Source organism: Actinotalea sp. (assembly GCF_041597215.1).
GTDB lineage: Bacteria > Actinomycetota > Actinomycetes > Actinomycetales > Cellulomonadaceae > Actinotalea.
This window is the reverse complement of record NZ_JBFHHB010000075.1, coordinates 1-12772: the sequence shown is the minus strand read 5'-3', so window position 1 is coordinate 12772 and position 12772 is coordinate 1. Positions and strand designations below refer to the sequence as shown.

Sequence of the window (12772 nt, the reverse complement as noted above, 5' to 3'; positions counted from 1 at the left end):
CTTCGCCGAGCCGGACGCGCCGGTGGGCCTGTCCTGTCGGCTCTATCGCAGCCCTGCCGGTGTCGACGGCTCCCCCACCGTCGAGCAGCTGATCGAGGTGCTCGCCCGCGACTGACCGACCCCGCGCCGCCCCTGAGGGCCCGGCGACCCCGCCACCAGGCCCTCGGGCTCGTACGATCGGGCGGTGCCTCCCGCCTCCCCGCTCCCGGCACGCCACGGCCTCGCCGCCGCCCGGCTCTGCACACCCGTCCGCGATCGCGGCACCCCTGACCCGTGGCCGACGATGGGCGCCTGGTTGCGGCACCGCCTGCCGGACCACGTCGACGTGCAGGGGATGCTGGCGCAGGAACGCTTCGTCGACGAGACCGGCCGCGCCGTCCGTGACGAGGACCCGTACGCGCCACAGCGGTTCGTCTGGTTCCACCGCGACCTCCGCGAGGAGCCGGAGGTGCCGGGCCGGATCCACGTCGTGCACCGGGACGAGCGGCTCGTCGTCGTCGACAAGCCGCCGTTCCTCGCGACGATCCCGCGTGGCCGGCACGTGCAGCAGAGCGTCGTCGTCCGCCTGCGGGCGGAGCTCGACCTTCCGGAGCTCTCGCCTCTGCACCGGCTCGACCGGGTCACCTCCGGCCTGCTCATGCTCGCGACCGAGCGCCGATGGCGCGGCCCGTACCAGACGGCATTCGAGCGCCGCGCGGTCGACAAGACCTACCGTGCCCTGGCACCGGTGCGCACCGACCTGGAGCTGCCGACGGTCGTCCGCAACCACATCCGCAAGGAGCGCGGCGACTGGTGCGCCGAGGTCGTGTCCGGGGCCCCGATCAACGCCGAGACGCTCGTCGAGCTGGAACGTCAGGTGGGCGATCAGGGGGTCTACCGGCTCACCCCTCGCACGGGTCGGACGCACCAGCTCAGGCTCCACCTGGCCGGGCTCGGGATCCCGATCGTCGACGACCCGCTGTACCCCGTGGTGCGCGATGTCACCGTCGACGACTTCCGTCGGCCCCTCCAGCTCCTCGCGGCCGAGGTCGCGTTCACCGACCCCGTCGACGGCCGGCCCCGGCACTTCCGCAGCGTCCGCTCCCTCCCGCTCGGCGAGTGAGGACGTCCACCGCTGCGGACATCCGCAGGCGGGGTAGCCTCCTGCCCCGTGACCGCCACCATCCACCGAAGCGCCCTGCGGGACATCGACGCGGCGACGCTGTACGGAGTGATGCGGCTGCGCCTGCAGGTCTTCGTCGTCGAGCAGCGCGCTGCCTACGAGGATCTCGACGGTCGCGACCTCGAGCCCGGCGCCGAGCTGCTCTGGGCGAGCGAGGGCGCTCGCGTGGTGAGCACGGTCCGGATCCTGCACGAGCCCGACGGCGTGCTGCGGATCGGCCGGGTCGCGACCGATCCAGGTGCGCGCGGCCGCGGCCTGGCCGCTGAGCTCATGCGTCGGGCCGTCCGACGGTGCGTCGAGCTCGACCCTGCCGCGCCGATCGTGCTGGGCGCCCAGGCCCACCTCGCGGACTGGTACGCCCGCTTCGGGTTCGTGATCGACGGACCGCCGTACGCCGAGGACGACATCCCGCACGTGCCGATGCGCCGGACCGCCTAGCGACCCGGCCGCCCACGAGGTCCTGCCGGCCGACCTACGGAACCGGGAGGGGAGCGACGGCCCCTGCACCGAGCCACGCGAAGAACTCCGCGGCCGAGAGCACCGGCTTCTCGAGCTCCTTCGCCTTCCGTGCCTTGCCCGACTGCGTGCCCACCTCGGCCACGACCAGTGCGTCGCACCGCGACCGGGTGACCGACGGCACCGGGACGAGCCCCCGGCTCGCAGCGGCCGCCATCATCTCGTCCCTGGTCCACACGCGGCCCGCCTCGTCCACCGCGGTTCCGGTGAAGCACACGCGGGCGCCGACGCACAGCACCTCGGGAACACCCACTCCGCCCGGAGTCGTCGCCAGGATCGTGTCGATGACGCTGATCCCGACCAGGCCCTCGAGGAGCCGCAGCCGGTCCAGCAGCGACGAGGGCAGGCCCGTCGTCCGGGCCGCGGCGGCGGCGAGCCGCTCGGCCACGACGTCCCGCACGACGTCCGCGGAGACCTCGGCCGCGAGCGCTCGCGCCGTCGCGCTCGCCCGCACGGCATGTCCGTCGCGCCCGAGGAGCACCTCGCTGAGCACGCGGCTGGTGCCCAGGAGCGCCGAGAGCGTCGGCGTCGCGGCGCTCTCCGGGGATCGCGCGGAGGAGTCCCGGGTGAGCAGGTACGTTCCGTCGAGCGTCCGGCCGTCCCGCGCGGGGTCCTGACCTGCGCGGGTGTCCGGGCCGTCGGCCGTGGGCAGGTCGACCTCGCGGGAGTCGAAGGCCGTCCCGCCCGAGGTGTCGAAGCCCTCGCGCTCCAGCGCCCGGAGGACAGCCTGCGCACGAGCCAGTGCCGTCGGCGCGGCCAGCGCCCGTCGGTCCTCGCTCGTCAGGGCCCGGGGCGGGACCTCGACACCGACCGGCAGCGGTACGACCGACCCGAGCCGCTTCAGCTCGAAGTCGACGAGCCCCAGGACCTGATCGACCCCTACCCCCACGGGTGTGCAGCCCTCGAGCAGCGGCGCCACGGCGGACCAGGCCTCGGCGAGGGTCGGCGCCAGGAGGACGTCGTCGACGGCGATCCCGTACGCGGCACGGGCGTCGTCGAGGTCACGCTGCGGGTTCACCAGAGTGCTCACGGCCGACCCGTCCTCGAAGGCGACAGCGATCTCGACGGGCCGCGGGCGCGACAACCGCCCCTCGGCGCCCACGGTGAGGATGCCCAGCGCACAGCGTCGCTCCCCCGGCCCGGAGTCCGTCGAGGCCCGCAGGAAGCGCACGACGCGCCGATCGGTCTTGAGGTCCTTCGGCAGCACGGGCCGGGTCAGCACGAGGCCCTGCAAGGAGGTGCAGCGGCTCAGCGCGACGTACACCTGCCCGAAGTCGAAGACCCCGCCGCGCAGGTCGACGACGAGCCGGTCGAGCGTCTGGCCCTGGCTCTTGTGGATCGTGATGGCCCAGGCGAGCGTGAGCGGGAGCTGGGTGAAGGTGCCGACCACCTCGCGCCGCAGCGCACCGCCCACGACGACCGGGCGGGTGGCCTCCCAGGTGTGCGGACGCACCGCGACGACTGACCCGTCCCGGAGCTCGACGTCGACCACCGGGCCGTCGGCGTCCCTGCGCAGGCCGGTGACCCTGCCGAGCGTCCCGTTGGCCCAGCGGTCCGCCGGGTCGTTGCTGAGCAGCATGACCTGCGCACCCACCTTGAGCGCGACGGTCTCCTCGACGGGCGCGTCGAACAGGCTCAGGTCCCCGGACGCCGTCGCGAGGTACTCGACGGGCGCACCGGGGAGGCGGTCGAGGCGCCCCCGGTTACGTGCCGCCACGACCCGGTTGGTCGGCGCGAGGGTGAGCCAGAACTCGCCGTCGGGCGGCTCGAAGTCCGGGTCGGTCCGCGCGTTCAGCTCGGCTCGCGCCCGCTCGACGAGCAGTCCTTCCCGTACGGCGTTGAGCAGCCCGGTCAGGCGCTGGTCGCCGAGCTGTCGGAACACCGTCGTCAGCGCGACGGTGGGGAACGCGTCCCGCGAGAACCGATCGGCAGAGAAGAAGTACGGCGAGTCGTACCGGGTCTCGAAGAACTCCTTCTCCCGCTCGACGACCACGGGCGGGAGCTGGAACAGGTCGCCGACCAGGACCACCTGGACCCCGCCGAACGGGCTGCCCGGCCGCGGCCCGAACCGCTCGAGAGCCGCCACCAGCATGTCGAACAGGTCGGCCCGCACCATCGACGCCTCGTCGAGGACGAGCGTCTCGAGCGAGGCCAGCGTCCCGGCGAACCGACCGGGCCGGTAGCTCCCGTCGAGGACCGCGGCGAGGTCGGTCGTCGTGCCGAAGCCGAACAACCGGTGGATCGTGTAGCCGTCGACGTTGAGCGCGGCGATGCCGGTCGGCGCAGCGACGACGACGCGCCGATCCGTCGTCGCCATGAAGTGGCGGATCAGCGTCGACTTCCCGGTCCCGGCCTTGCCCGTGAGGAAGAGGTTCTGCCCCGAGCCGAGGATCGCCAGGGCGCGCTCGAACTCCTCGGTCAGGGTGATCGGTGCGGCGGGCATGTCGTCCTCAGGGCGCAGACGTCGGGCGCGGATCGCGCCCCGAGCACCGTACCCGCGGCACCCGGGACACCGCAGTGGCTAGCATCCCCAGGTGACGACGACTCGATCGACCGGACCCGTGCTCGTTGTCCCTGCCGTCGGCGTCGCGACGCTCGTCGGCGCCTTCATCGCCGCGCAGAGCCGGTTCAACGGGGATCTCGCCGTCGCCGGCGCGGGGACGATCCTGGCGGGCTGGGCCTCCTACGTCGGCACCCTCGCGACGATCGCCGTCGTCATCGTGGCGCGCGGCCGGGCAGCGCGCACCGTCCGGACAGTGCGCACCCGTGGCCGGTGGTGGTGGTTCGCGATCGGGTTGTGCGGAATCCCGATCGTGCTGGGGACCGCGTACGGCGTGCCGATCGTCGGGGTGGCGGTCGCCTCGGTGGCCTCCGTCGCCGGGCAGACGGTCGCGGGACTCGCGCTGGACGCCCGAGGGGTCGGGGTGCCCGGCAGGCTCCCCCTCACCGGACGCCGGGCTCTGGCGGCCTTGGCCGCAGTCAGTGGCCTGGGGCTGGCGATGGCGGCAGGTTCCGGCGGTTCTGAGGTCGACGCCGGCCAGGCGATCGCGATCGGCGTGGCGCTCTTCCTCGCCGGCGCGACGCTCGCCGTGCAGAACGCGGGCAACGGCGCGGTGGCGCGGGACTCGGGCGACCCGATGATCGCGGGCCTGACCTCGGCGACGGGCGGTACCGTCGCGATCTCGCTGCTCGTGGGGGGTGCTGCGGTCTCCGGCGCCCTGTCCGGGACCTCCCTGCCCTCCGACCCGGGTGCCTGGTACCTGTACCTCGGTGGCCCGCTGGGCGCTGCGATCGTGGTCGCGGCGGCGTGGGCGGTCCGCCACCTCGGCACGTTCGCCCTCACCCTCGCCGTGGTCGCAGGCCAACTGGTCGCGGCCATGGCCGTCGACGCGAGCCGCGGCCTCGGTGTGCCGTGGACGACGTCCGCCTCCGTCCTCGCGATCGTCGTGGCCACCACGCTCGGGGTCACGCCGACCCGGGCGGGCCGGGGGCGACGATGGACGTCTCCCCGGTCGTCAGCGACGCGTCGTTAGGCTCGCCCGATGGTCACGCTGCCGCTCACTCGTCCGGTCCGTTGGGGAATCATCGGTGTGGGTGACGTCACCGAGGTGAAGAGCGGCCCCGGGTTCCAGTCGGCCAGGGACTCCGAGCTCGTCGCAGTGATGCGTCGCGACGGTGCGAAGGCCGCGGACTACGCCCGGCGGCACGGGGTACCGCGCTGGTACGACGACGCGGATGCCCTGCTGGCCGACCCTGAGGTCGACGCCGTCTACATCGCGACGCCGCCCGGCGCCCACGGGGAGTACACCGCCCGCGCCGCTGCGGCCGGCAAGCCCGTCTACGTCGAGAAGCCGATGGCGCGGACCACCGCCGAGTGCGAAGAGATGATCGAGGCGTGCGAGAAGGCGGGTGTCCCCCTCTTCGTCGCCTACTACCGACGGGCCATGCCTCGCTTCGTCACCGCCAAGAAGCTCCTGCTGGACGGGGCGATCGGCGATCCGCGCACCGTGAGCGTGCGGTTCCAGTCCCCGGCGCCGAGGTGGGAACCGGGTCCCGTCCCGTGGCGCCTGCAGCCGGAGGTGTCCGGCGGGGGCCTCGTCGTCGACCTCGGGTCTCATACCCTCGACCTGCTCGACCACCTTCTCGGGCCGATCTCAGGGGCGAGCGGCGCGGCGATCAGCAGGGACGACCGGTACCCGGCCGAGGACCTCGTGACGGCCACCTTCACCTTCGGGACGCAGGTCTCCGGCGTGGGCGTCTGGGACTTCGACGCCGCAGACGACCGCGACGAGGTCGAGATCGTCGGCTCGGCGGGCTCGCTGACCTTCTCCTCCTTCGGGCAGGAGCCGCTGCGTCTCGCCACGGCGAGCGGGCTGCGCGAGATCTCCGCGCCCTATCCCACGACGGCCCAGGGGCCCCTCATCCAGACCGTCGTCGATGCCCTCACGGGCCAGGGCGAGTGCCCGAGCACCGGGCACTCCGCCCTGCGCACCGCGGTCGCCATCGACGCGATCCTCGCCGACTTCCGGGGCGCAGGCGCACCGGGGAGCTGAGCCGGGACGGCGACGGCCGGCCGACGAGGGCCGGCGTGGCGGACGGGGTGACGGATGGCGTGACGGCCGGGGTGAGCCAGGCGCCTCAGGCCGCCATGAGCAGGGCTGCGGCGTCGCGGGTGAGCGCTGCTGCCGCCTGCGCGAGGTCCGGCGCAGAGGGTGCCTCGGGGCCCGTGAGAGGCACGAGCCGACCCTCGGCGTCACGGCCCCGTGCCACCACGACGGCCCCGTTGGGCTCGGAGAGGACGTAGCCCCCGTCGGTCACCAGTCCGAGCCGCCACTGCGTCTCGACGTTGGGCACGAGTCGCGCGGACCGCGCGTGGACGCCGTGGTCGGCCGCCCACTCGGCGTCGCCGAGGACCTCGGTCGTCAGGGCGAGCATGGTGGTCGCCGCGGAGGCCTGGTCGTCCAGGTCGATGACCCAGGGGCGCTGCGTGACCGCAGAGAAGGCGACGGCCGCGGTCCCACCGGCGCGGTGGGGAAGCACCGTGAGCTCGAGGCCGCTCGCGAGGACGATCCGGATCTCGATCACCGCGTCGACGATCGCGGGCTCGGGCGCGTACGGCTCGTCGGGGAGTACCCGCACGTGGGCCTGGCCCGCGACGCGGAGGTCACGCAGGGTGGCGAGCGCTCCGGCAGCCGCCGAGAGCGTGCGGCGCTGGTCGCGAGAGGTCGCAGCGGTGGCGCGGTCGGCGCCGTTGATGGTCACGACGGGAAGCGTGGTGTCGGTGCCGCACAGGGCATCGAGGTCGATCCGTCGTCCGAACGAGAATGTGCGCGCGAGCATGAGCCCTCCCAGGGTCACGTCTTCGGGGTGGTGCCAGTTCGCTGGCGCGCAGGCCAGCCGTCGCTGGCCCTCCCAGGATAAGGGGAGAAGGCCGACCTGTCCATAAGTCATAGGATGTCTGCTTGCCCCTGAAGCCCTGTGGACAGACCGGATCTCGCCTCGCTGGGGATAAACTCGCAGGTCAGAGCCTTGATCGCCCGTCCTCGCCAGGGTAGAATCGAACACATGTTCGACAGCGCACGCGACGGAGAACCCGCCCGAGAGGCGGAGTCCCGTAGCGCTGCCACGGCCGCGATCGCGCAGCTCGAGGCCATGGTCGCCGGTGCCGACGGGCTGGGATCGCCCTTGTCGACGTCGCGCTCGTGGACGGGCACCGATCGCGCCGGTGCGCTGCGGCTCCTCGACCGGCTCGCGGGCATCCTGGCCGGCGCCCGGGCGGTGCTCCTCGTGGCCGAGCAGGATGCCGAGACCTCGCTCGTCCCGGGTGACAGGGACTTCGCTTCCGCCCGGGCGCGGGTCACGCGCACCGGGCTCGGGGAGGCCCGTCGCGAGGTCCGCCAGGCCGAGACGCTCGTCGCGCTCCCGGCGATGGCCGATGCGGTCGCCTCGGGGCGCGTGCCGCTGCCCCACGTCGACGCGCTGGCCCGGCTCACCGCGACCGCCGGCGAGCAGGCGAGTGCGAGCCTGCGCCGACCAGAGGTCGCGGATCGCCTCGTCGGACTGGCACAGCGGCTCCCGGTCAAGGAGTTCTCGGCCTCAGCAGCACGGCTCCTCGCAGCCGCCGATCCCGCTGCCCTCGAGCGCAGCATCGAGGCCCAGCGCCGTGCGCGCTTCTTCGTCATGTCGCACCAACCCGAGGGGACCTTCCTGCGTGGTCGCCTGGATCGGCTCTCGGCGCAGGCGCTGCAGACCGCGCTCGCCTCCGTCCGCCAGGCGCCGGACGAGACCAGGGACAAGCCCCAGGCGGATGCGGATGCTCTTGTCGCGCTGGCCGAGCGAGCCATGTCCGGAATGGCCGGCGTGCGCGCCCTCCGGGCTCCCGGCTCAGGAGGCGTGCTGCAGGACGCCGAGCAGGATGAGGTGGATGCCCGCGTGACGGGGGTGGCGAACCGACCGACGGTGTCCGTCCTGGTCCCCGCCACCACCTTCGTCGAGCTGCGCGAGGCCGAGCGGCGGCGTTCAGGCGCTGGCGAAGCCACGGCTCCGCCGCGCCTCGTCGAGCCGGCGACGTTCGACGACGGAACTCCCCTGGCGATGTCGCAGCTCGCGCGCCTGCTCTGCGACTGCGAGATCGGCCGGATCGTGCTCTCGGCCGAGAGCGTGCCGCTCGATGTCGGGCGGACTCGACGGGTCTTCACCGCAGCACAACGGCGAGCCGTGATCGTGCGAGACCGCTCCTGTTCCTGGAACGGGTGCGACGTCCCGGCCGCCTTCTGCGAGATCCACCACATCCGCTGGTGGGACCGAGACGCCGGCCCGACGGACCTCGACAACGCCGTCCTCCTCTGCAGCCACCATCACCACGTGGTGCATCAGCAGGATCTCCTGATCACGAGGGTGAGGCGGGCGCCCCTTGCGGATGCCGCGCTGTCCTCGGACGTCGAGACCGAGGATGCCGCGCCGCCTTCGGACATCGGGACCCAGGGGGCAGCGCGGCGTCGGGACGGCGCACGGCCGCGGGACGGTGATCGGGACGGCGCAGGGCCGCGGGACGGGGCACGGCCGCGGGACGGGGCACTGCTTCCGGAGCACTGGGAGCGCCCGATGATCACCGAGCCGATGGAGTACCGATTCGATCGGCGCAGCGGTGGGTCGGTGAACGCACCAGCCGACATCGGAGTGGAAGCGGCCTGACCAGGCTGCGCGTGCCTCTCGTCAGCCCGCCCCGGCGGCCTCCCGCGAGCGCCGGTACCACGAGAGGAACGCCTCACCGGGATCCCCGATCCGCCGCCGAAGGGCCGCGCGCGGCAGCGTGGTCTCCCGCCTGCTGATCCAGCTGGCCCTGGCGAGCCCAGGCACACCGTCCGGCACCGCCAGGAAGTCACGCCGCGAGCTGCGGTCCCGTGACGTGAGGTGGGCGACCGTGCAGGTGCGTCGGCCGGCCCTGAGCACCAGGACCGGCCTGTCCTTGGCGCCCGTGCCGTCCTCGAACGGCACCATGGCGAACCACACCTCGCCGGGGCGGCACGCCGGTGCGCGGCGACCTGCCAGCAGGCGGATCACCCAGAGCAGGAGAACCAGGGCGGCGATGCCGATCCACGGCGCGTCCTGCACCGACTCGATGACCGCGGAGAGGTAGCTGATCATGGCCCCCATGTGGGGAGGCTACCGTCGCCCGTGCCGGCGGGATGGGCGACTCCTGCTCACGAGCTGGCCGCGACATCCCCGTGGAGGACGGGTCGAGCGTGGGCAGCCGCGACCGTGAGGACGTCGACCTCGACGGACTCGACATGCGCGGGCCGTTCCTCGAGGAAGCTCCTCGTGTGCGGGTACGCCTCGTGCGCCTCGAAGGCCGCGCGGTCCCGGTAGAGCTCGTAGAAGACCCGCACGCTGGGCTGGTCGGCGAGCGTGTGCACGGCGTAGACGAGCGTGCCCGGCTCGTTCTCCGCGATGGCCGCCACCGTGCGCGCTGCGAGCGCGTCGAAGGCGTCCTCGTGCCCGTCCTTGACGACGTGCCGCACCCACAAGGCAAGTCCCGTCATGGCGCCTCACTCCCCGTCCTTGCGCGACCGCAGTCGCTTGGTGGCCGATCGCTGCTTCTTCGCCGCCAGGCGACGCTCGGTGGAACCCCGCGTCGGGCGCGTGGCGCGGCGCTGCCGCGGCGGAGGGCTGATGCCCGCGGCGACCAGGGCAGCGAGACGACGTTCGGCGGCAGCCCGGTTGCGCAGCTGCTCGCGGTGCTCGGAAGCAGTCACGGTGAGAACCCCGTCGACCAGGCGCGGCCCCAACCGTGCGAAGAGCCGTTCGCGTTGGAGGTCGGAGAGCACCGCGGACGTCGCGACGTCCCAGGCCAGCTCGACCCGGGAGTCCGTCGTGTTGACGCCCTGGCCGCCGGGGCCGGACGAGCGGGAGAACCTGACCGTCAACTCCGCGCGAGGGATGACCAGCGTGGGTCCCACGGTGATGCCGGTCGTCATACGACCGATCGTCCCACGCAGCCGGGGCGTGCGATCGTCCTGCCGACGCGGAGGGCCCGTTCGTGGCACCACCCGGTCCGAGCCGGAGCCCCACGCTGCCTCACCCTGCCTCACCCTGCCTCACCCGGGCCGCACCCGGCCTCACCCGGGGCGGGCTCACGTGGAAGGCCCGGCGGACGCACGCAGCACTCGCCCAGCCCTCACGCCAGGATGTCGCGGCGATTCGTGACGAATCGACCCACCTCGCCCCCATTCCCGCTCGCCCGGGCATCGGGCGAACCTCAAGCACCCGTTCGGCCCTGCCGATACCCGAGTGCCGGGGGGCCACGGAGAGCGACGGGAGGGGAGGGTCGAACGTGAGCACGGTCGACCCTGCGGTCCTGCTGGGCACCACGGAGAGACCGGACCTCCGCGTCGAACCCGGGGGTGCAACGCCCGGCCGGGAGAGCGATCCGACGCTCGGAGACACCGTGCGCGGCCGGACCTCCGGCCGACGGTCAGCGGGCAGCGTGCCGAAGCCCCGACCGGAACCCGGCAGCACGGCCGATGCCGAGGTGACGGCCGACGGCACGGTGGCGAACGACGGCGGGGTGACGGCCGACGGCACGGTGGCGAACGACGGCGAGATGACGACCGACGGCCAGGTGACGACCGACGGCGGCGCCTTCGCGCGGCTCATCGGCCTGATCATCTTCGGCCTGGCGACGATCGCGGCCACCCTCCTGGTGGTCGCCGCGAGCGCCATGGGCACGAGCATCGAGGTGGCCCCCGCATCGGGGCTCTTCCTCGGCGTGTGGGAGGTCCTCTACGCCGTCGAGGCACCCACCACGAAGGTGACCCTCATCTCGGTCGCCCTCGCGGCCCTGCTCGCGACAGGAGTCGCGGTGATCGAGCTGCGGATCTCCAACCGCTCCCGCCGCTCGGACGACGCCGACACCGACCCACTGGCCCCGAAGCTGGTCATGGCCAGGACGTTCGGCGTGTTCGCCGGGCCCGTGACGATCACCGTCCTGATCCCCGCGCACAACGAGGAGGTGTCGCTCCCCCAGACCATCGCGTCCCTCCGGGGGCAGTCCCACCCGCCCGAGCGCATCATCGTCGTCGCCGACAACTGCACGGACTCGACCGTGCAGCTTGCACGCGCAGCAGGGGTCGAGGTGATCGAGTCCGTCGACAACACCCACAAGAAGGCCGGCGCGCTGAACCAGGTGCTGCGCCGGATCCTGCCCGACCAGGGCGACAACGACGCCGTGATGATCATGGATGCGGACACGAGCCTCGACGACGGCTTCCTCGAGGTCGCGGTGGCACGGCTCACCAGCGACCGCGCACTGATGGCCATCGGCGGGCTGTTCTACGGCGAGGACGGCGCCGGGATGCTCGGGCAGTTCCAGCGCAACGAGTACAGCCGCTACAGCCGAGACATCCGGCGCAGGCAGGGCCGTGTGTTCGTGCTCACCGGCACCGCCTCGGTGTTCCGGCCCGTCGCCCTGCGCACCGTCGCCGAGAGCAGGGGAACCTTCCTGCCCGGCACCCACGGCGATGTGTACGACACGGCGGCGCTCACCGAGGACAACGAGCTCACGATCGCCCTGAAGTCCCTCGGCGCACTGATGATCTCCCCGAGCGAGTGCACCGTCGTGACCGAGATGATGCCGACCTGGACCACCCTGTGGCGCCAACGACTGCGGTGGCAGCGGGGCGCGCTGGAGAACCTCGGCGCGTACGGGCTGCGGCCCAAGACCTTCCGGTACTGGGCGCAGCAGCTGGGGATCGGCTACGGAGTGATCGCCCTCGGGGCGTACTTCCTGCTCATCGGCATCACCCTGGTGGCCATCGACTCGTGGGTGTGGTTCCCGTTCTGGATGGGGCTGGGCCTGCTCTTCGCCGTCGAGCGCGTCGTCACGGTGTGGGAGGGGGGTCCACGCGCCCGCTGGCTGGCCGCCGCTCTGCTTCCCGAGCTCGTGTACGCGACGTTCCTCGACATCGTCTACGTCAAGGGCGTCCTCGACATCCTCTTCGGCCGACGCGCCGGTTGGGGTCACGTCCCGCACTCCCTCACGGCCGCCGACGGAGCCGGGCCGGACACTGCAGCCGGGCCGGGCACCGCGACCGGGCCGGACACCGCGACCGGGCCGGACACCCCAGCGGACGTCGACACCCTCTCCGAGGATGTGCGAGCGGCAGGACGCGGCGATCGTGCGGGGTCCCTCCGATGACGACGCCGGTGACGGCTCTGCCGACCGGCCTGCTGCTGTCCGAGTCGATCCTGCACGCCGACGGTTTCAAGGTCCTGGCGACGTTCGTCGCGCTCAACACCCTCATGTACGCGACCCTCGCGCTGATGAAGCTCCTGCCCAAGGGGTACACGTTCAGCTGGTTCCGCGGTCGCAACCGACGCTCGCAGAGCCGCAGCATCTACCCCGAGCCCGCGGCGGGCGTACCCCAGGTCCCGCATCAGAGGAGCGCCCCCGAGCGCGCGGGCACCGAGCCGGTCGAGCACGCACACTCGGGAACCCACGAGGGCGAGCCGCATGACGGCCACCGGAGGCCCGCGAGCGCCACGGCCAGACCGAGCGCCACGGCCAGAACCCGCGCGAGCGCCACAACCCGCACG

12 protein-coding genes are annotated in these 12772 nt (G+C 73.0%); 7 read left to right on the top strand and 5 right to left on the bottom strand.

Annotated features, from left to right (window positions below; genetic code table 11):
• Positions 1-184 precede the first annotated feature (184 nt).
• Both ABWK99_RS07230 and ABWK99_RS07225 read left to right on the top strand, forming a co-directional pair.
• Positions 185-1102 (top strand): pseudouridine synthase, encoded by a 918-nt coding sequence (locus ABWK99_RS07230; RefSeq protein WP_372594029.1) that lies wholly within the window; start codon positions 185-187, stop codon positions 1100-1102.
• 48 nt (positions 1103-1150) lie between these two features.
• Entirely contained in the window at positions 1151-1600 is a 450-nt protein-coding gene (locus ABWK99_RS07225) for a GNAT family N-acetyltransferase (RefSeq protein WP_372594028.1), read from the top strand.
• Positions 1601-1634: 34 nt separating this feature from the next.
• Here ABWK99_RS07225 and ABWK99_RS07220 read toward each other — a convergent pair whose 3' ends face one another.
• A complete protein-coding gene (locus ABWK99_RS07220) occupies positions 1635-4121 on the bottom strand; it encodes an AAA family ATPase (RefSeq protein WP_372594027.1) in 2487 nt (828 codons plus the stop codon).
• A gap of 91 nt (positions 4122-4212) precedes the next feature.
• Between ABWK99_RS07220 and ABWK99_RS07215 the strand changes: the two genes are divergently transcribed.
• Together ABWK99_RS07215 and ABWK99_RS07210 are read left to right on the top strand one after the other, a co-directional pair.
• Positions 4213-5211: a DMT family transporter gene (locus tag ABWK99_RS07215; RefSeq protein ID WP_372594026.1), complete on the top strand. Its 999-nt coding sequence runs from the start codon at positions 4213-4215 to the stop codon at positions 5209-5211.
• A gap of 9 nt (positions 5212-5220) precedes the next feature.
• Positions 5221-6231: a Gfo/Idh/MocA family protein gene (locus tag ABWK99_RS07210; protein WP_372594025.1), complete on the top strand. Its 1011-nt coding sequence runs from the start codon at positions 5221-5223 to the stop codon at positions 6229-6231.
• 85 nt (positions 6232-6316) lie between these two features.
• Here ABWK99_RS07210 and ABWK99_RS07205 read toward each other — a convergent pair whose 3' ends face one another.
• Positions 6317-7018 (bottom strand): hypothetical protein, encoded by a 702-nt coding sequence (locus ABWK99_RS07205; RefSeq protein ID WP_372594024.1) that lies wholly within the window; start codon positions 7016-7018, stop codon positions 6317-6319.
• A gap of 225 nt (positions 7019-7243) precedes the next feature.
• Here ABWK99_RS07205 and ABWK99_RS07200 point away from each other — a divergent pair, with 225 nt between their 5' ends.
• Positions 7244-8872 (top strand): hypothetical protein, encoded by a 1629-nt coding sequence (locus ABWK99_RS07200; RefSeq protein ID WP_372594023.1) that lies wholly within the window; start codon positions 7244-7246, stop codon positions 8870-8872.
• A gap of 21 nt (positions 8873-8893) precedes the next feature.
• Here the strand turns inward: ABWK99_RS07200 and ABWK99_RS07195 are convergent, their stop codons facing one another.
• From ABWK99_RS07195 to arfB, 3 genes are read right to left on the bottom strand one after another with little or no spacing between them, the layout of a single operon-like run.
• Complete coding sequence (locus tag ABWK99_RS07195) at positions 8894-9334, bottom strand: type II toxin-antitoxin system PemK/MazF family toxin (protein ID WP_372594022.1); 441 nt, start codon at positions 9332-9334, stop codon at positions 8894-8896.
• A gap of 47 nt (positions 9335-9381) precedes the next feature.
• Positions 9382-9720: a putative quinol monooxygenase gene (locus tag ABWK99_RS07190; RefSeq protein WP_372594021.1), complete on the bottom strand. Its 339-nt coding sequence runs from the start codon at positions 9718-9720 to the stop codon at positions 9382-9384.
• A 6-nt stretch (positions 9721-9726) separates the two neighbouring features.
• Positions 9727-10155 (bottom strand): alternative ribosome rescue aminoacyl-tRNA hydrolase ArfB, encoded by a 429-nt coding sequence (arfB, locus tag ABWK99_RS07185; RefSeq protein WP_372594020.1) that lies wholly within the window; start codon positions 10153-10155, stop codon positions 9727-9729.
• A 509-nt stretch (positions 10156-10664) separates the two neighbouring features.
• Here arfB and ABWK99_RS07180 point away from each other — a divergent pair.
• Positions 10665-12374: a glycosyltransferase gene (locus tag ABWK99_RS07180; RefSeq protein WP_372594019.1), complete on the top strand. Its 1710-nt coding sequence runs from the start codon at positions 10665-10667 to the stop codon at positions 12372-12374.
• Positions 12371-12772 (top strand): hypothetical protein (locus ABWK99_RS07175; RefSeq protein WP_372594018.1); only part of this gene is annotated, 402 nt, incomplete at its 3' end. The genes ABWK99_RS07180 and ABWK99_RS07175, both read left to right, overlap by 4 nt.